At 72.2% G+C, this 17144-nt stretch carries 17 protein-coding genes; 9 read left to right on the plus strand and 8 right to left on the minus strand.

Annotation, left to right across the window (positions count from 1 at the left end):
• Nucleotides 1-15 precede the first annotated feature (15 nt).
• Complete coding sequence (locus HYE82_RS13260) at nt 16-2352, minus strand: transglycosylase domain-containing protein (RefSeq protein ID WP_179174214.1); 2337 nt, start codon at nt 2350-2352, stop codon at nt 16-18.
• 607 nt (nt 2353-2959) lie between these two features.
• Here HYE82_RS13260 and HYE82_RS13265 point away from each other — a divergent pair.
• Nucleotides 2960-3310: a WhiB family transcriptional regulator gene (locus HYE82_RS13265; protein WP_179174215.1), complete on the plus strand. Its 351-nt coding sequence runs from the start codon at nt 2960-2962 to the stop codon at nt 3308-3310.
• A 41-nt stretch (nt 3311-3351) separates the two neighbouring features.
• On the opposite strand, the gene HYE82_RS13270 is transcribed toward HYE82_RS13265, so the two are convergent.
• The gene (locus tag HYE82_RS13270; RefSeq protein ID WP_179174216.1) at nt 3352-4641 is read right to left on the minus strand and encodes an ArsA family ATPase; all 1290 of its coding nucleotides are present in this window, start codon (nt 4639-4641) and stop codon (nt 3352-3354) included.
• Nucleotides 4638-5618, minus strand: a complete 981-nt coding sequence (locus HYE82_RS13275; RefSeq protein ID WP_179174217.1) for an ArsA-related P-loop ATPase — start codon at nt 5616-5618, stop codon at nt 4638-4640. The genes HYE82_RS13270 and HYE82_RS13275 overlap by 4 nt, the downstream gene beginning before the upstream one ends.
• Before the next feature lie 171 nt (nt 5619-5789).
• On the opposite strand from HYE82_RS13275, the gene HYE82_RS13280 reads away from it, so the two are divergent.
• From HYE82_RS13280 to HYE82_RS13300, 5 genes are all read left to right on the plus strand, one after another.
• Entirely contained in the window at nt 5790-5954 is a 165-nt protein-coding gene (locus tag HYE82_RS13280; RefSeq protein WP_179174218.1) for a DUF4177 domain-containing protein, read from the plus strand.
• The gene (locus tag HYE82_RS13285; protein WP_179174219.1) at nt 5951-6424 is read left to right on the plus strand and encodes a RidA family protein; all 474 of its coding nucleotides are present in this window, start codon (nt 5951-5953) and stop codon (nt 6422-6424) included. The genes HYE82_RS13280 and HYE82_RS13285 overlap by 4 nt, the downstream gene beginning before the upstream one ends.
• Nucleotides 6425-6562: 138 nt before the next feature.
• A complete protein-coding gene (locus tag HYE82_RS13290; protein ID WP_179174220.1) occupies nt 6563-7474 on the plus strand; it encodes an NUDIX hydrolase in 912 nt (303 codons plus the stop codon).
• On the plus strand, nt 7471-8316 hold the full coding sequence (locus HYE82_RS13295; protein WP_179174221.1) for an MBL fold metallo-hydrolase: 846 nt from the start codon (nt 7471-7473) through the stop codon (nt 8314-8316). Before HYE82_RS13290 ends, HYE82_RS13295 begins: the two co-directional genes overlap by 4 nt.
• Nucleotides 8313-8615: a hypothetical protein gene (locus tag HYE82_RS13300; RefSeq protein ID WP_179174222.1), complete on the plus strand. Its 303-nt coding sequence runs from the start codon at nt 8313-8315 to the stop codon at nt 8613-8615. Before HYE82_RS13295 ends, HYE82_RS13300 begins: the two co-directional genes overlap by 4 nt.
• A gap of 171 nt (nt 8616-8786) precedes the next feature.
• Here the strand turns inward: HYE82_RS13300 and HYE82_RS13305 are convergent, their stop codons facing one another.
• Both HYE82_RS13305 and HYE82_RS13310 read right to left on the minus strand, forming a co-directional pair.
• On the minus strand, nt 8787-9587 hold the full coding sequence (locus tag HYE82_RS13305; protein ID WP_179174223.1) for a nucleotidyltransferase domain-containing protein: 801 nt from the start codon (nt 9585-9587) through the stop codon (nt 8787-8789).
• A 116-nt stretch (nt 9588-9703) separates the two neighbouring features.
• Entirely contained in the window at nt 9704-10378 is a 675-nt protein-coding gene (locus HYE82_RS13310; protein WP_010473292.1) for a Crp/Fnr family transcriptional regulator, read from the minus strand.
• Nucleotides 10379-10605: 227 nt separating this feature from the next.
• Here HYE82_RS13310 and nth point away from each other — a divergent pair, with 227 nt between their 5' ends.
• From nth to HYE82_RS13325, 3 genes are all read left to right on the plus strand, one after another.
• A complete protein-coding gene (nth, locus tag HYE82_RS13315) occupies nt 10606-11499 on the plus strand; it encodes an endonuclease III (RefSeq protein ID WP_179174224.1) in 894 nt (297 codons plus the stop codon).
• Between the two features lie 156 nt (nt 11500-11655).
• Nucleotides 11656-12486 (plus strand): CoA pyrophosphatase, encoded by an 831-nt coding sequence (locus HYE82_RS13320; protein WP_179174225.1) that lies wholly within the window; start codon nt 11656-11658, stop codon nt 12484-12486.
• A 13-nt stretch (nt 12487-12499) separates the two neighbouring features.
• Nucleotides 12500-13702, plus strand: coding sequence for a MarP family serine protease (locus HYE82_RS13325; RefSeq protein ID WP_179174226.1), 1203 nt, complete (start codon nt 12500-12502; stop codon nt 13700-13702).
• A 396-nt stretch (nt 13703-14098) separates the two neighbouring features.
• Here the strand turns inward: HYE82_RS13325 and HYE82_RS13330 are convergent, their stop codons facing one another.
• The 3 genes from HYE82_RS13330 to nhaA all read right to left on the minus strand — a co-directional run bounded on the left by HYE82_RS13330 (nt 14099) and on the right by nhaA (nt 17056).
• A complete protein-coding gene (locus HYE82_RS13330) occupies nt 14099-15070 on the minus strand; it encodes an alpha/beta fold hydrolase (RefSeq protein ID WP_179174227.1) in 972 nt (323 codons plus the stop codon).
• The gene (locus HYE82_RS13335; RefSeq protein ID WP_179174228.1) at nt 15067-15525 is read right to left on the minus strand and encodes a phage holin family protein; all 459 of its coding nucleotides are present in this window, start codon (nt 15523-15525) and stop codon (nt 15067-15069) included. Before HYE82_RS13335 ends, HYE82_RS13330 begins: the two co-directional genes overlap by 4 nt.
• A gap of 61 nt (nt 15526-15586) precedes the next feature.
• Nucleotides 15587-17056 carry a Na+/H+ antiporter NhaA gene (gene nhaA / locus HYE82_RS13340; protein ID WP_179174229.1) on the minus strand — a complete coding sequence of 490 codons (1470 nt, stop codon included), beginning with the start codon at nt 17054-17056 and terminating at the stop codon, nt 15587-15589.
• Between the last annotated feature and the right edge of the window lie 88 nt (nt 17057-17144).

Genomic DNA, 17144 nt, shown 5'->3' on the forward strand with positions numbered 1-17144 from the left:
GCCACCCCCCCCTACCTACACCGCGCGCGTCGTCGGCAGCGTCCGATGTGTATACGAGACAGGCTCCTGCCCGTCGCGGCCGCCGATCACGCCCGGTTCCAGGGTGATCTCGGGGAACGGGTTCGTCGGCGTGGTGTTCCCGCCCGTCGTGGCGCCGGTGGTGGTGCCGCCCGTGGTCGTGGTGCCGGGCTTGCTGTCGCCGCCCGGCTTGCCGGGCTTGCCGGGCTTGTTGGGCTTCGTCGGATTGGTCGTCGGCGGGGTGGGCTTGCCGGTGCCGCCGGGGTTCCCGGTGTCGGGGAGGCCGACCGTGACGAAGCTCGGGGCCTCGCGTCCGGCGAGGGCCCCGCTGACGGCCTGCTTCCAGATCGGGCCGGGGAGCCCGCCGCCGTACACCTTGTCGTAGTACTGGCCGCCGATGGTGATGTTCTCCATCGACACCTGCTTGGAGCCGCCGGAGCCGACCCAGGTCGCGCCGGACATGTTCGGCGTGTACCCGACGAACCAGGCGTTGTAGCGGCTGTCGGTGGTGCCGGTCTTGCCCGCGTTCTGCCGGTCGGTCAGGCCCGCCGCCGTACCCGTACCGGAGTCGACCACGCCGAGCAGCAGGCTGTTGATGGTGTCGGCGGTCCGCTCCGACATCACCCGCTCGCACTTGGACTTCGGCACGGACAGCGCCTTGCCGTGGGCGTCGGTGATGGACTCGATGGAGACGGGGGTGCAGTACGTGCCGCGGTTGGCGAAGGTCGCGTACGCGTTGGCCATGGTCAGCGGCGACATGCCCTCGGTGCCGAGCGCGATGGCCGGGACCTCGGGGAGCTTGGTGCCGTCGGCCGGGATCACACCGAGCTTGGTGGTCATCTCGGTGACCGGGCACACGCCGGTCTCCGTGATCATCTGCACGAAGTAGGTGTTGACCGACTTGGCCATCGCCTGGTTCATGCCGTACGGGCCGACCTCGGACTCCTGCTCGTTCTCCAGGCGCTCGTGGGCGGTGTTGACCCAGGGCTTGTCGCCGCAGGTCCGCACCGGGCTCGGGTACTCCATCTGGTACGGCGAGGAGTACACCCGGCCGGGGGAGATGCCCTCCTCCAGGGCCGCGGCCGCGACGAACGGCTTGAAGGTCGAGCCGGTCGGGAAGCCGAAGCTGGATCCGCCCATCCGCTTGTCCACGGAGAAGTTGATCTGCGTCTCGTTCCTGCTGAAGCCGTACGGCTTGGACTGCCCCATGGCGACGACGCGGCCGGTGCCGGGCTGTACCAGGGTGACGGCCGTGGCGACCTTGTCGTCCTGGCTGACGTGGTCCTTGATCGACTCGTTGACGGAGTCCTGCGACTGCGGGTCCAGCGTCGTACGGACGGTCAGGCCGCCCCGGTTCCACAGCTTGGCCCGCTCCTCGCGGGTCTTGCCGAACACCGGGTCGGTCAGGAACGTGTTGCGCACGTAGTCGCAGAAGAAGCCCGCGCCCTTGACGGCCGTGATGCAGCCGTTCTTGGGCCGGGTCACCTTCAGCTGGACCGGCTTCTTCTTCGCCTCGTCCGCCTCGGCCTGCGAGATGTCCTTGACATCGGCCATCCGCTGGAGGACGACGTTGCGGCGCTTCATCGCCTCCTGGCTGTCGTTCACCGGGTCGTACCGGCTGGGCGACTGCACGAGGCCGGCGAGCAGGGCCGACTCGTCCAGGGTGAGGTCCTTGGCCGGCTTGCTGAAGTAGCGCTGGGACGCGGACTCGATGCCGTACGCCTGCTGGCCGAAGTACGTGATGTTCAGGTAGTTCTCGAGGATCTTCTTCTTCCCGAGCTCCTCCTCGACCTGGATCGAGAACTTCAGCTCGCGGATCTTGCGCCCGAGGCTCTTCTCCTGCGCCTCGCGCACCTTCGTCTCGTCGTCGCCCGCCTCCTCGACGAAGACGTTCTTCACGTACTGCTGGGTGAGCGTCGAGGCGCCCTGGGCGGCGCCGCCCTCCTGCGCGTTGCGGTTCACCGCGCGCAGGATGCCCTTGAGGTCGACGGCGCCGTGCTCGTAGAAGCGCGAGTCCTCGATCGCGACGATCGCCTTCTGCATGTACGGCGAGATGGCCGTGAGCGGGACCACCTGCCGGTCACGCGAGTACACCGTGGCGATCAGCCCACCCTCGGCGTCCAGGATCGTGGTGCGCTGGCTGAGCGGCGGGGTCTTGAGATTGGCCGGGATCTCGTCGAATCCCTCTACTGTGCCCTTGGCGGCCAGCCCGAGGGCGCCGGCGCCCGGGATGGCGATGCCTGCCAGAACGACTCCGGCGAGAACGGACAGCCCGAGGAACTTGGCGGCCTGCTGCGGCCCGGTGAGCCCGGCGCCCGAGCGCTTCTTTCCCATGGAGGGAAGACTAATCCGTCGTGAGTGGCGTTCCGCGGGAGCAGGGGCTCCTCGGAGCGTTCGAGTACCAGACCGTGACATCCAATGCAGCCGGGTGGCCCGGAGCCCGTGACGGCCGGCAAGCCCGCTGCTGGCGCAAACGAGTGGCACCGGCGCCTCTGCGATGCGCTGTGCTCGCAGGCCGCATCCCCGGGACTTGACGGCACGACAACGCGTGGGGCCTACCTTCCCATTCACCGGACACGCGCGAATGCCTTGGCCTAAGCTGTCCCCAACTGTCACAGCAGTGCGGTGTGACATCAACCCCTCGGCTTGATTTTCACCCTTCCCGAATGGGGTGAACTCATGTCCGAATATCGCCGCTCGCTCTGACGGATGCTCGTCCCGAGTCCGCCGATTCATCCGAGTCGCCGGAATGGTCCGGCATGTCGTCCGATCACTCCGTCGGGTGATCTGCCGCTTACCCATAGTCCGTTCGGGCCATTCAAGATTGGGCCCGTCGGGGGTGTTGCGCCGTCCCCGCCTTCCGTAACGTCCTCAACTGGCAGCGGTGAATATGCCGCTACCGCCGTGGGGGAGCCTCGATTCGGGAGAGGACGGCGCCGGGATGGGCTGGGTAACCGACTGGAGTGCGCAGGCAGCCTGCCGCACTACCGATCCGGATGAACTGTTCGTTCAAGGAGCGGCACAGAACAGGGCCAAGGCGGTGTGCACCGGGTGTCCGGTGCGGACCGAGTGCCTGGCCGACGCGCTCGACAATCGTGTCGAGTTCGGCGTGTGGGGTGGAATGACCGAGCGGGAGCGTCGCGCGTTGCTGCGCCGGCGTCCCACCGTCACCTCGTGGCGGCGGCTGCTCGAGACCGCCCGCATGGAGTACGAACGCAGCACGGGCATCCTCACCGTGGATGTCGATGCGGAGATGGACGTCCCGTACGAGACGTACGCGGCGGCCGGGTAGATCCCCTGCCGTCCCGCGTACACCCGTCGCCGTACGGTCGCCTACGCTCCGGCCGGAACCCCGGCCGCGAGTCGTTCTCCGATGGCCCGCAGCCCGGCGAGGTCGTGCACATCGCCGGGCAGGGCGGCCACCTCGGTCACCGCCACCTCTGGGTGCCGTGACGTGAACCGGTCGCGCGTGCGCTGTTCGCGCGCGATCACCTGCATGCGCTCGGCGTGCAGGCGAAGCAGTCCTGCCGCGATCTCGTCCGCTTCCGCGTCCGAGCCCGCGCCGGCGTCCGAGCCCGCCACCGGGCCCGGTTCCGCATGCACGTCTTCATGCACGTCTTCTGCGGCCGAGTCACGAAGTCCAGCTTTCCCGGCCTCCTGATCCACAATGCCGCCCCGCCCAAGATTGTCTGCGGCGGCCAGGGCCCGCTCGGCGGACAGCCCGTCGGCGCCGCTGCCGTGCACGCGGTTCAGGACGAGCCCGGCCAGCGGCATCCGCTCTGCGGCGAGCCGCTCCACGAAGTACGCGGCCTCGCGCAGCGCGTCCGGTTCGGGGGCCGCCACCACCAGGAAGGCCGTCCCCGGAGCCTGCAGCAGTCGGAACGTCGCGTCCGCGCGGGTGCGGAAACCGCCGAACATCGTGTCCATCGCCGCCACGAACGTCTGCACGTCCTTCAGCAGCGAAGCCCCCATCAGTTTGCTGAGGGTGCCCGTCATCAGCGACATGCCGACGTTCAGGAACTTCATCCCCGCCCGGCCGCCGACCTTCGCCGGAGCCATCAGCACCCGGATGAACTTGCCGTCCAGGAACGACCCGAGCCGCTTCGGCGCGTCGAGGAAGTCCAGCGCCGACCGGCTCGGCGGGGTGTCCACCACGATCAGGTCCCAGTCGTCCCGGGCCCGCAGCTGCCCCAGCTTCTCCATCGCCATGTACTCCTGCGTGCCCGCGAAGCCGGCCGACAGGGACTGGTAGAAGGGGTTGGCCAGGATCGCCCCGGCCCGCTCCCGGTCCGCGTGCGCCTCGACGATCTCGTCGAAGGTCCGCTTCATGTCCAGCATCATGGCGTGCAGTTCACCGCCGTCGCCGGCCACGCCGGAGACCCGGCGCGGGGTGTTGTCGAGGGAGTCGATCCCCATCGACTGGGCCAGTCGGCGCGCCGGGTCGATGGTCAGCACGACCACCTTCCGGCCCCGCTCCGCCGCCCGCAGGCCCAGGGCGGCGGCGGTCGTGGTCTTGCCGACCCCGCCCGCGCCGCAGCACACGATGATCCGGGTGTCGCGGTCGTCCAGCAGCCGGTCCACGGACAGCTCCGGCGACGGCGACGCGCCCACAGCCTCACTCATTCCTCGCCCGCCTGTTTCCGCAGCTCCGAGGCCAGCTCGTACAGCCCGGCCAGTTCCATCCCCGCGCCGAGCAGCGGGAGTTCGTACGTCGGCACCTTCAGCTCCCGCAGCACGGCCCGCTGGGCGCGCTCCAGCTCCACCCGGCTCGCATGTTCGGCGGCCTGCGCGAGCAGCGGCTCCACCAGCCGCTCCGCCTCCCCGCCGTCCCGGGCACCACCGAGGCCCGCCCGGGACAGCGCCCGGGCCACGCCGGCGCGGTGCTCGTTGCCCGCGGCCCGCAGCGCCTCCTCGTCCAGATGGTGCGGCCGGACCATGTTCACCACGACCCGCCCCACCGGAAGCCCGGCCTCCACCAGCTCGGCGATCCCGTCGGCGGTCTCCTGGACGGGCATCTCCTCCAGCAGTGTCACCAAGTGGACCGCCGTCTCGGGTGACTTGAGCACCTTCATCACGGCCTGCGCCTGGTTGTGGATCGGCCCGAACCGGGCGAGCCCCGCCACCTCGTCGTTGACGTTCAGGAAGCGGGTGATCCGGCCCGTCGGCGGCGCGTCCATGACCACGTGGTCGTACACGTACCGGCCGGCCTTGTCCTTGCGGCGCACCGCCTCGCACGCCTTGCCCGTCAGCAGCACGTCCCGCAGCCCGGGCGCGATCGTCGTCGCGAAGTCGATGGCGCCGAGCTTCTTCAGCGCACGGCCCGCCGAGCCGAGCTTGTAGAACATCTGGAGGTAGTCCAACAGCGCCCGCTCCGCGTCGATGGCGAGCGCGAACACCTCCCCGCCGCCCGGGGCCACGGCGATCCGGCGCTCCTCGTACGGGAGCTCCTCCGTCCCGAAGAGCTGTGCGATCCCCTGCCTGCCCTCGACCTCCACCAGAAGCGTCCGCCTGCCCTCGCGTGCGAGGGCGAGCGCGAGTGCCGCGGCAACCGTGGTCTTTCCGGTTCCGCCCTTGCCGCTGACCACCTGGAGCCTGCTCACAGCCCTTGAGCCTAACCACTCGGCCCTCGCGCCGCGCAGGAGCCTCTCCCCCCGGCCGGAGCCGGGGCCCGGCCGCGGCGGTCGCGCCGTGGTCCCGCCGTGGTCCCGCAGAGCCGCCGCCGGGCTCCGGCCGGGCGTTTTCCCGGCGCGACAGGCGATACGCTCGCCCCCATGACCAAGAAGTTCGAATACGCGACGGTCCCGCTGCTGGTCCACGCCACCAAGCAGATCCTGGACACCTGGGGCGAGGACGGCTGGGAGCTCGTCCAGGTCGTGCCCGGCCCGAACAACCCCGAGCAGCTCGTGGCCTACCTCAAGCGGGAGAAGAAGGCATGAGCGGCGCCGTCGAAGCGAAGCTGGCCGAGCTCGGCCTGACCCTCCCCGAGGTCGCCGCGCCGCTGGCCGCGTACCAGCCGGCCGTCCGCTCGGGCAACTACGTCTTCACCGCGGGCCAGCTCCCGATGGTCAAGGGCAGCCTGCCGGTCACCGGCAAGGTCGGCGCCGAGGTCTCGCCCGAGCAGGCCAAGGAACTCGCCGGGATCTGCGCGCTGAACGCCCTGGCCGCCGTGAAGTCCGTCGTGGGCGACCTCGACCGGATCGCCCGCGTCGTGAAGGTGGTCGGCTTCATCGCCTCGGCCCCCGACTTCACGGGCCAGCCCGCCGTCCTCAACGGCGCGAGCGAGCTCCTCGGCGAGGTGCTCGGCGAGAAGGGCGTCCACGCCCGCAGCGCGGTCGGCGTGGCGGTGCTCCCGCTCGACGCCCCGGTCGAGGTCGAGTTCCAGGTCGAGCTGCTGCCCGGGGCCTGACCGGCTCCGGACGCACCCGGGGCTCCCGACGGATCCCCGGGGCCCTGCCGGGCCCGTACGCCGGCCGTGCACGGCGCGCGGGCCCGCCCGCGGCAGGCAGCTCTCGAACATCGGGCCGGATGCCCGTAGCATCCGGGCATGCCCAACGGTGAGCAGGGACAGCAGCAGACACACGGAGCCACCCCCGCCGGAGGGCAGTGGTACCCGCCGGAGTGGCCCGACCGGATCCGCGCTCTCTCTGACGGCTCCCTCACACCGGTGGAGCCCAGACGGGCCGCCACCGTGATGCTGCTGAAGGACACCGCGGCCGGCCCTGTCGTGCACATGCTGCGCCGGCGGGCCTCCATGGCCTTCGCCGGCGGCGCGTACGCCTACCCCGGCGGCGCCGTCGACCCGCGCGACGAGGACCGCCTCGTCGGCTGGGCCGGACCCGACCGGGACACCTGGGCGGCCCGCCTCGGCACCGACGCCCGCACCGCCCAGGCCATCGTCTGCGGGGCCGTCCGCGAGACCTTCGAAGAGGCGGGCGTGCTCCTCGCGGGCGAGACCGCCGACACCGTCGTCGGGGACACCACCGGCGAGGACTGGGAGGCCGACCGGCAGGCCCTCGTCGCCCGCGAGCTGTCCTTCGCCGCCTTCCTCGAACGCCGCGGCCTGCGGCTGCGCTCCGACCTGCTCGGCGCGTGGGCCCGCTGGATCACCCCGGAGTTCGAGCCGCGCCGCTACGACACCTGGTTCTTCGTCGCCGCCCTCCCCGAGGGCCAGCGCACCCGCAACGCCTCCACCGAAGCCGACCGGACCGTCTGGATCCGCCCCGCCGACGCCGCGGACGGCTACGACAAGGGCGAGCTGCTGATGATGCCGCCCACCATCTCCACCCTGCGGTCCCTGGAGCCGTACCGGAGCGCCGCCGACGCCCTCGCCGCGGCCGCCGGGCAGGACCTGGAACCCGTACTGGCGCAGGCCGCGCTGGAGAACGGCGAGGTGGTGCTCAGCTGGCCCGGCCACGACGAGTTCACCAAGCGCGTCGCGTTCGGAGGCGAGTCGTGAGCGATGCCGCAGCCCTGCCCGGACAGCCGCGCGGAGTGGTCTCCTCCGGACCGGCCACCGCCCGCGCCACCAACATCCTGGCCCCGAACGCCTCGGCCATGACCCTTGACGGCACCAACACCTGGCTCGTCTCCGAGCCCGGCTCCGACCTCGCCGTCGTCATCGACCCCGGCCCGCTGGACGAGGCGCACCTGCGCGCGGTCGTCGAGACCGCCGAGCGCGCCGGCAAGCGCATCGGGCTGACCCTCCTCACCCACGGCCACCCCGACCACGCCGAGGGCGCCGGCCGCTTCGCCGAGCTCACCGGCACCAAGGTCCGCGCCCTGGACCCGGCCCTGCGCCTCGGCGACGAGGGGCTGGCCGCCGGGGACGTGATCCGCACCGGCGGCCTGGAGCTGCGGGTGGTCCCCACCCCCGGGCACACCTCCGACTCGCTCTGCTTCCACCTGCCCGCCGACCGGGCCGTCCTGACCGGCGACACGATCCTCGGCCGCGGCACCACCGTCGTCGCCCACCCCGACGGGCGCCTCGGCGACTACCTCGACTCGCTGCGCCGGCTGCGCTCCCTGACGGTCGACGACGGCGTGCACACGGTGCTGCCCGGCCACGGCCCGGTGCTGGACGACGCGCAGGGGGCGGTGGAGTTCTACCTCGCGCACCGCGCGCACCGGCTCGCCCAGGTCGAGACCGCCGTCGAGAACGGCTACACCACGCCGCAGGAGGTCGTCGCCCAGGTCTACGCGGACGTCGACCGCTCCCTGTGGCCCGCCGCCGAATGGTCCGTACGAGCCCAACTGGAGTACCTTCAAGATCACGGACTGATCCCGGGGGGACCCGAATGAACACGCTGATCCTTCTGCTCGCACTCCTCGCCTGCGCCGCGTGGATCGCCTCGACGGTGACCCTGCGCATGAAGGCGCTCGACCGCAGGGCGGAACGGCTGGAGCGGCGCCTGGGCCTCGTCCTGGACCACCTGGGCATCGAGGAGCCGGAGCCGGCGGGCCTGGAGGGCGTACGGGCGCTGCTGCGCGAGGGCCGCACGATCGAGGCGATCAAGGCCTATAGGTCGGCCACCGGGGCGGACCTGGCCGAGGCCAAGCGTTCGGTCGAGGAACTGGCGGAAGCCCTGAGCCGCGCCTGAGGCCGGCCCCCGCCCCCGCCCTGCTCCCGCGGGCGGTCCGGCGCGGGGGTCGAGCGGCCGCGGCGAAGCCGACGGCAGCAGCGCCCCGGAAGGGCGCGGGGGACTGCGCGATCGGCCACCAGCCGGCCGCAGACGATCTCCGGTCCACCGCCGCGCCTCCCCGCGGAGCGCTCAGCGCGGGGTCTTCCTGCCCAGCCGGGCCGTGTACTCCTGCGCGAGCCACGGCCCGAGGTCCTCGACGAACGCCCGCGGCACGGCCGGGTCGGAGACCGGCTCCAGCGCCACCGCGGCCGCGGCCCGCATCTGTGCGGCGCGCTCCGGGTAGTACCGCGCGAAGACCTCCGCGGACTCGGTGAGGTCGCTGGTCCAGCCGCCCCAGCGCGGCATGACGAGCATGAGCCCGGTGCGCACCAGGTGGCGGGCGAAGCCGCGGCTGATCCGCCTGACGTCGCCGGGGGTGGCCGCCTCGTCCAGCCGGGCCTGCCAGCGGGGCAGGAGGTCGCCCAGGCCGCCGTTGGCCTCGCGGGCCAGCCGGGCGTCCGGGCGGTAGCGGGGCAGCTGCGCCGCCAGGTCGGGGCCGAGGAGCGGGGTGCACAGGCAGGCCAGGAACCAGCCCATGTCGTACCGTTCCTGCTCGCTCAGCAGCCGGTCCCTGCCGTACAGCAGCACGCCGACCCCGTCGATCTGCCCGAACTCCCGGTCCAAGGTCCGCGCCAGCACGTCGGCGGCCTTCCGGTCCCCCTGGGCCGGCTCGTGGTGCAGGGCGAGCAGCAGGTCGAGGTCGGAGCGCCCCGGTCGGGCGGTGCCGCGCGGCACGGAGCCGTACAGGTAGGCGCTGTGCAGCCGGGGCCCGTACGCGTCGGTGATCAGGCCGCGCGCGGCGGCGACGACCGGCGCGAACGCCTCCTGCACCAGGCCGAGCGACCCCTCCCGTTCGAAGTACCCGTCCGTGTCCACTCCCCGACGCTCCATGGCCCCACTGTGCCCGGTCGCGGGGGCGCCGCGGCACGCGGGGGCCGTGACGGCACGAAGGGGCCCCGCCCGGACCACCGGGCAGGACCCCTCTCGCGTACGGGCGTGCGCGTACGTCAGCGCGAGCGCTTGGCCAGCCGCTCCACGTCCAGCAGGATCACCGCGCGGGCCTCCAGCCGGAGCCAGCCGCGGCCGGCGAAGTCGGCCAGGGCCTTGTTCACGGTCTCGCGGGAGGCGCCGACGAGCTGGGCGAGCTCCTCCTGCGTCAGGTCGTGCACGACGTGGATGCCCTCCTCCGACTGCACGCCGAACCGGCGCGACAGGTCCAGGAGCGCGCGGGCCACGCGGCCCGGGACGTCGGAGAAGACCAGGTCGGACATCTGGTCGTTGGTCTTGCGCAGGCGGCGGGCCACCGCGCGCAGCAGGGCGCTCGCCACCTCGGGCCGGGCGTTCAGCCAGGGCTGGAGGTCACCGTGGCCCAGGCCGAGGAGCTTGACCTCGGTGAGGGCGGTGGCGGTGGCGGTGCGCGGGCCCGGGTCGAACAGCGAGAGCTCGCCGATCAGCTCGCCGGGGCCGAGGACGGCCAGCATGTTCTCGCGGCCGTCGGGGGAGGTGCGGTGCAGCTTCACCTTGCCCTCGGTCACGACGTACAGCCGGTCACCGGGGTCGCCCTCGTGGAACAGGGCGTCACCGCGTGCGAGAGTCACCTCGCTCATGGAGGCGCGGAGCTCCGCGGCCTGCTCGTCATCGAGCGCCGCGAAGAGCGGGGCGCGCCGCAGAACGTCGTCCACGAGTCTCTCTCCTATGTCGACCAGCTCAGGGGACCGTGTTCCCCATTTTGCCGGACGCCTGAAACAGTGCGATCAATCACAAGGATGCCGGACGGACGGGCATGCTGTGCGGCGAGAGGCCAATCGGGGTGGTGTTACCTGAGGTCCGGGCGGGTTCGGGCGGGCGGGCTTAGGCTGGCCGGGTGTCCAACAAGCCGGTGAGAGCACAGGCCAAGGGGTCCGCGCGAATGACACGCGCGGCCGATTCAGCTGTGGGCGAACATGCCCCCGAGAGGGCGCCCGGGCCGCCCGGGAAGCCCGAGAAGAGCCTGCCGAAGCCCTCGGGCAAAACTTCGGCCAAGAAAACGGAATCCCGGCTGGCCATGGTGCGCCGCGCCCGCAGGATCAATCGGGAGCTGGCAGAGCTCTACCCGTACGCCCATCCCGAACTCGACTTCCGGAACCCCTTCGAGCTCCTGGTCGCGACCGTCCTGTCCGCCCAGACCACCGACCTCCGGGTCAACCAGACGACCCCGGCCCTTTTCGCCGCGTACCCGACCCCGGAGGACATGGCGGCGGCCGTGCCCGAGGAACTGGAAGAGATCATCCGGCCGACCGGGTTCTTCCGGGCCAAGTCCAAGGCCCTCCTCGGCCTCTCGCAGGCCCTGCGGGACAACTTCGGCGGGGAGGTGCCGGGCCGCCTGGAGGACCTGGTGACCCTGCCCGGCGTCGGCCGCAAGACGGCCAACGTCGTGCTCGGCAACGCGTTCGGCGTTCCCGGGATCACCGTGGACACCCACTTCGGGCGGCTGGTACGGCGCTGGAAGTGGACCGAGCAGGAGGACCCGGAGAAGGTCGAGGCCGAGATCTGCGCGATCTTCCCCAAGGGCGAGTGGACGATGCTCTCTCACCGCGTCGTCTTCCACGGCCGCCGCATCTGCCACGCGCGCCGACCGGCCTGCGGCGCCTGCCCGATCGCCCCGCTCTGCCCCGCGTACGGGGAGGGCGAGACGGACCCGGAGAAGGCGAAGAAGCTTCTGAAGTACGAGAAGGGCGGCCAGCCGGGCCAGCGGCTGAACCCGCCGCCGGACTACCCGGGCCTTCCGGCCCAGCCGCTCGGCGGAGCCCCGGCGGCGGTCTGAGCAGGGCGCGGGCCGCCGCCCACGGCGGCCCGCGGTGGAACGAATCCGGACCGGGGCGGCGTTGTCCCCGTGTCGGGACGGCGTCGTCACGGCGTCGGGACGGTGTCGGGCCGGTGCCGGCAACAGCAACAGCAACGGCAGGGAGCAGGGGTGCCTATGACGCGCGGAGCGCAGGACGACAGCGGAGCGGCCCGAGCGGGAGTGGCCCAGGCGGCCGCGCCACCGGCGCAGGATTGCGGTCCGGAGCCCTCATGGGGCTCCGGACCGGGCGCCGGGCATGGTGCCGGGCCCGGCACCGGACCGGGCTCCGCGGACCGCCGCGACCTGCGCCTGAGCACCCAGGGCCTGCCCGGCTGGCTGGATCCCGTCGTGGAGGCCGTGCGGACGGTCCGCCCGACCCAGCTCAGCCGGTTCCTGCCGCCCGAGGACGGGCGGGGCCGCCAGTCCGCGGTCCTCATCCTCTTCGGCGAGGGCCCCTCCGGCCCCGAACTGCTGCTGATGGAGCGGGCCGGCAGCCTGCGCTCCCACCCCGGTCAGCCCTCCTTCCCCGGCGGCGCCCTCGATCCGGAGGACGGCGACCCGCACACCACCGGCCCGCTGCATGCCGCGCTGCGCGAGGCCGAGGAGGAGACCGGGCTCGACCCGGCCGGGGTCCAGCTGTTCGGGGTGCTGCCGCGCCTGTACATCCCGGTCAGCGAGTTCGTCGTGACCCCGGTCCTGGGCTGGTGGCGCGAGCCGAGCCCGGTGGGCGCCGTGGACCCGGCCGAGACCGCCCGCGTGTTCACCGTGCCCGTGTCCGATCTCACTGACCCCGCCAACCGCGCCACCGCTGTCCACCCCAGCGGCCACCTGGGCCCCGCTTTCACCGTGAACGACGCTCTGGTCTGGGGTTTCACCGCCGGAGTGATCGACCGGATGCTGCACTTCGCAGGTTGGGAGCGCCCATGGGACCGGTCGAGGCAGGTCCCGCTCGACTGGCGCGCATGAGACGGTGGCCCACGTGAACGTGCTGGACATCCTGCTGCTGGTCGCTGCCGTGTGGTTCGCGATCGTCGGCTACCGCCAGGGTTTCGTCGTCGGCATCCTGTCGGTGATCGGCTTCCTGGGCGGTGGCCTCATCGCCATGTCCGTCCTCCCGTTGATCTGGGACAAGGTGACCGACAACGGCACGAAGGTGTCCACCACGGTCGTGGTGATCGCCGTCGTCGTCGTCATCGTCTGCGCCTCCATCGGGCAGGCCTTCACCACCCACCTCGGCAACCGCCTGCGCCGCCACATCACGTGGTCGCCCGCGCGGATCCTCGACGCCACCGGCGGCGCGCTCGTGAACGTCGTCGCGATGCTGCTCGTCGCCTGGCTCATCGGATCGGCGCTCGCCGGCACTTCGCTGCCCACGCTGGGCAAGGAGGTCCGCAACTCCAGGGTGCTGCTGGGGGTGTCGCGGGTGCTGCCCGAGCAGGCCGGCACCTGGTTCTCGGACTTCACCTCCACCCTCGCCCAGAACGGCTTCCCGCAGGTCTTCAGCCCGTTCTCCAACGAGCCCATCACCGAGGTCCGCGCGCCCGACCCGGCGCTGGCGCAGAGCCCCGTCGCCGCGGCGGCCAAGCGCTCGATCGTGAAGGTCGTGGGCACGGCGCCCAGTTGCAGCAAGGTGTTGGAGGGCACCGGCTTCGTCTTCGCCCCCGGCAAGGTGATGACGAACGCGCACGTCGTCGGTGGCGTCACCGAGCCGACCGTGCAGATCGGCGGCGAGGGCAAGCTGTACGACGGGAAGGTCGTCCTCTACGACTGGGAGCGCGACATCGCCGTCCTCGACGTGCCCAAGCTGAAGGCGCCGCCGCTGGAGTGGGCCGACAAGAACGCGGTGAGCGGCAGCGACGCGATCGTCGCGGGCTTCCCGGAGAACGGCGCGTACGACGTCCGCTCGGCGCGCGTCCGCGGCCGGATCAACGCCAACGGCCCGGACATCTACCACCGGGGCACCGTTCGCCGCGACGTGTACTCGCTGTACGCGACCGTGCGCCAGGGCAACTCGGGCGGCCCGCTGCTGACCTCGGACGGCAGGGTGTACGGAGTCGTCTTCGCGAAATCCCTCGACGACCCGAACACCGGCTACGCGCTGACGGCGGACGAGGTCCGCGACGACATCCGGATCGGGAAGACCGCCGAACGGCGGGTCGACAGCCAGGCCTGCGCCCTGTGAGCCGTACGGGCGGGTGACCCCGTACGGGCGGTGGCGTTCCCGCCCGTACGCTCGGGGACCCGCCCCCGGCCCCGCTAGGTGCGTGGATGGCGCAGCCGCGCCGACACCCAGCGGGCCCGGCGGCGCAGGATGCGCGGTATCCCGAGTCGGGGGTCGCGGCCCTCGCGGCCGGTCCTCCCGTGCCCGCCCGGCGTCGCTGCCGGGCGGTGGTCGTGTGTGGTGTCACCGTGGTCGTGCGTCCAGCCCATACAACGAGCTGTGCCCGGGCGCCAAGGTCGGTAACCCCGTCCGGCGCTGCCAATTGGCCTATGCGCCGGGCAATTGAATGCCCGCAAGCCAGTCGGTCCGTCATTCCGCCAGAGGGCCGCGGCCGTACGGGGGGCGGGCGCCGGTGGTTCAGCGGTCGGGTTCCGGATCCTTGAGCCAGTTCACCAGCTCGGTCGAGAACGCGGCCGGGTCCTCTTCGTGCGGGAAGTGCCCGAGGCCGTCGAACAGCCGCCAGCGGTACGGGGCTTCGACGTACTCGCCGGAACCCGCCGCGCTGCGCGTCCGCATCACCGGGTCGAGCGAACCGTGCAGGTGCAGGGTCGGCACCCGCACCGGCATCTTCATCCGCCGGTTGAACTGGAGCCCGTCCGGCCGCGCCATGGAGCGCATCATCCAGCGGTACGGCTCGATCGAGCAGTGCGCCGTGGACGGGATGCACATGGCCCGCCGGTACACGGCCAGATCCTCCTCTGCCCGGTCCTCCTCGGCCGCGTCCTCCTGCAGCCGCGGCCCGGACCAGTCCCGGATCAGCTTCCCGACGAGCGCCCCGTCGTCGGCGACGAGCTGCCGCTCGGGGAGGAACGGCCGCTGGAAGCCCCAGATGTGCGAACTCGCCCTGGTCTGTCCGAAGTCCGACAGCATGGCCGAGCGCCAGCGCCGCGGGTGCGGCATGGAGGAGACGACGAGCCGGCGCACCAGCTTGGGCCGCATCACGGCCGCCGTCCAGGCGAGGTACCCGCCCAGGTCGTGCCCCACCAGGGCGGCGTCCGGCTCGCCCAGGGAGCGGATGACGCCCGTGACGTCGAGCGCCAGGTTGGCGGGGTCGTAGCCGCGCGGGGTGCGGTCGCTGCCCCCCACGCCGCGCAGGTCCATCGCGACGGCGCGGTACCCGGCCTCGGCGAGCGCGATCAGCTGGTGCCGCCAGGTCCACCAGAACTGCGGGAAGCCGTGGAGCAGCAGCACCAGCGGCCCGTCGCCGAGCTCGGCGACGTGGAACCGGGCCCCGTTGGCCGCGACGTCCCGGTGCGTCCAGGGGCCGTCGAGGCGCACCGCCGTCGCGGTGGTGGGCGGGGTGCTGGAGTCCGGTGCGGTCGCTGTCATGAGGACGAGCGTGCCACACCCACAGCCTGGTCACTCACCGGCCGCGGATGCGGCTTGACGGTCTGGAGGACGGCCGCGGTCTCCTTGACGGAGGCGATGCTCCTCTCCGGAGGCTTGACCTTCTTGAACTTGCTCACGGCGATCAGCGCGAGCAGGCCCGCGAGCAGCAGGAACGCCACGCCGACGATGAGGAAGGACCAGGCGAGGCCGAGCCCGAGGTTGTGGATCCCGTATGCGGCGGCGAAGCTCAGCACCGGCAGGGAGAAGAGGGCGAACACCCCGGCGATCGAGATGGAGATGCCGCCGGTCGCCCCGCGCCGGACGTCCTCGCGGAGCTCCGCCTTGGCGAGGGCGATCTCGTCGTGCACCAGGGCGGACATCTCGGCCGTGGCCGAGGCGACCAGCTGGCCGAGTGTGCGCTCGGCTCCTTGCGCCCCTTGGTCCACTGCGGTCATCGCTCTCTCCCTCTGTCGTCGGCCGGCGGCTGTCCCCCGTCGGTCACTGCGTCAGTTCAGATCATGCCGGACGGTCGCCGCCGCCGCTGGACCCGGCCGCCCCTTCGGTCGGCGCGGCGGTCGGTGCGTCGGCCGGCCGGGCGGCCGAAGGGGCCGCCGCGGCCTCGGCCTTGCGGCGGTGCGCCGCGGCCTTCTCCTCGTGGATCCGCGCCATCCGCAGGTGGTAGTCCGGGTTGTGCTCCTCGTAGACGTCGGGGATGCCGTCGAGGTCCTCGTCGCGCTCCTCGGCCTCGGTGAGGGCCCGGTACGTGCGGTCGCGCAGCTTGAGCAGGACGCAGGCGACGGTTGCGGCGATGAAGGAGCCGATCAGCACGGCGGCCTTGACCTCGTCCGTGAGGACCGGGTCGCCGGTGAACGCGAGCTCGCCGATCAGCAGGGAGACCGTGAAGCCGATGCCGGCGAGGGCGGCCACGGCGAGCACGTCGGGCCAGGCCAGGTCCCCGCCCAGTTCGGCCCGGGTGAAGCGGGCGGCCAGCCAGGTGCCGCCGAAGATGCCCACCGCCTTGCCGACGACCAGGCCCAGGACGACACCGAGGGGCTCGGGACGGGTGAAGACCTGCCCGATCGCTTCGCCGGAGAGGGCGACCCCGGCGGAGAAGAGCGCGAAGAGGGGGACGGCGAGTCCGGCCGAGAGGGGGCGGACCAGGTGCTCGATGTGCTCGCCGGGGGAGTGCTCCTCGCCCTCCCGGCGGATGCAGCGCAGCATCAGGCCCATGGCGACGCCGGCGATGGTCGCGTGGACGCCGCTGTTGTACATCAGGCCCCAGATGACCAGGGCGAGCGGCACGTACACCCACCAGCCGCGCACGCCCCGGCGCAGCAGGAACCAGAACAGGACCAGGCCGAAGAGCGCGCCGCCGAGCTGCGGGAAGCTGATGTCGCCGGTGAAGAAGACCGCGATGATCAGGATCGCGAAGAGGTCGTCGACGACGGCGAGGGTCAGCAGGAAGGCGCGCAGGGCGGACGGCAGCGAGGTGCCGATGACCGCGAGGACGGCGAGGGCGAAGGCGATGTCGGTGGCGGTCGGGACCGCCCAGCCGTCCGTCGACCCGCCGCCCGCGGTGTTGACGAGGACGTACACCACCGCGGGCGCGGCCATGCCGCAGACGGCGGCGATCACCGGGAGGGCGGCCGCCTTGGCGTCGCGCAGGTCGCCCGCGACGAGCTCGCGCTTGAGCTCGATGCCGGCGACGAAGAAGAAGACGGCGAGCAGGCCGTCGGCCGCCCAGTGCTGGAGCGACAGGTCGAGGCCGAGGGCGGCCGGGCCGAGGTGGAAGCTGCTGACTGCCTCGTAGCTGTCGCCGAAGGCGGGGACGTTGGCCCACAGCAGGGCGGTGACCGCAGCCGCGAGGAGCAGGACACCGCCGACCGTTTCGGTGCGCAGGGCGTCGGCCACGAAACGCCGTTCGGGCAGCGAGAGGAGGCCGAGGAACGTGCGGCTGCGGCGGTCGGTGGTGTGGGGCGCGGCCACGAGAGGACACCTCCGGGGTGGTGGGACGGCATGACGGAACCCGTTGCCGACCAGACTTCCCGGCGCACCTGCGCTTCTTTACGTTTCC

The organism is Streptomyces sp. BR123 (assembly GCF_013401435.1).
In the GTDB taxonomy this organism is placed as follows: domain Bacteria; phylum Actinomycetota; class Actinomycetes; order Streptomycetales; family Streptomycetaceae; genus Streptomyces.

What these genes read in the sequence shown, in the direction of transcription:
- HYE82_RS13270 (WP_179174216.1), bottom strand. Translation starts at nt 4,641, where the DNA reads ATGAGTGAGGCTGTGGGCGCGTCGCCGTCGCCGGAGCTGTCCGTGGAC.
- nth (WP_179174224.1), top strand. Translation starts at nt 10,606, where the DNA reads ATGACACGCGCGGCCGATTCAGCTGTGGGCGAACATGCCCCCGAGAGG.
- HYE82_RS13335 (WP_179174228.1), bottom strand. Translation starts at nt 15,525, where the DNA reads ATGACCGCAGTGGACCAAGGGGCGCAAGGAGCCGAGCGCACACTCGGC.
- HYE82_RS13290 (WP_179174220.1), top strand. Translation starts at nt 6,563, where the DNA reads ATGCCCAACGGTGAGCAGGGACAGCAGCAGACACACGGAGCCACCCCC.
- HYE82_RS13260 (WP_179174214.1), bottom strand. Translation starts at nt 2,352, where the DNA reads ATGGGAAAGAAGCGCTCGGGCGCCGGGCTCACCGGGCCGCAGCAGGCC.
- HYE82_RS13305 (WP_179174223.1), bottom strand. Translation starts at nt 9,587, where the DNA reads ATGGAGCGTCGGGGAGTGGACACGGACGGGTACTTCGAACGGGAGGGG.
- HYE82_RS13330 (WP_179174227.1), bottom strand. Translation starts at nt 15,070, where the DNA reads ATGACAGCGACCGCACCGGACTCCAGCACCCCGCCCACCACCGCGACG.
- HYE82_RS13265 (WP_179174215.1), top strand. Translation starts at nt 2,960, where the DNA reads ATGGGCTGGGTAACCGACTGGAGTGCGCAGGCAGCCTGCCGCACTACC.
- HYE82_RS13285 (WP_179174219.1), top strand. Translation starts at nt 5,951, where the DNA reads ATGAGCGGCGCCGTCGAAGCGAAGCTGGCCGAGCTCGGCCTGACCCTC.
- HYE82_RS13300 (WP_179174222.1), top strand. Translation starts at nt 8,313, where the DNA reads ATGAACACGCTGATCCTTCTGCTCGCACTCCTCGCCTGCGCCGCGTGG.
- HYE82_RS13280 (WP_179174218.1), top strand. Translation starts at nt 5,790, where the DNA reads ATGACCAAGAAGTTCGAATACGCGACGGTCCCGCTGCTGGTCCACGCC.
- HYE82_RS13320 (WP_179174225.1), top strand. Translation starts at nt 11,656, where the DNA reads ATGACGCGCGGAGCGCAGGACGACAGCGGAGCGGCCCGAGCGGGAGTG.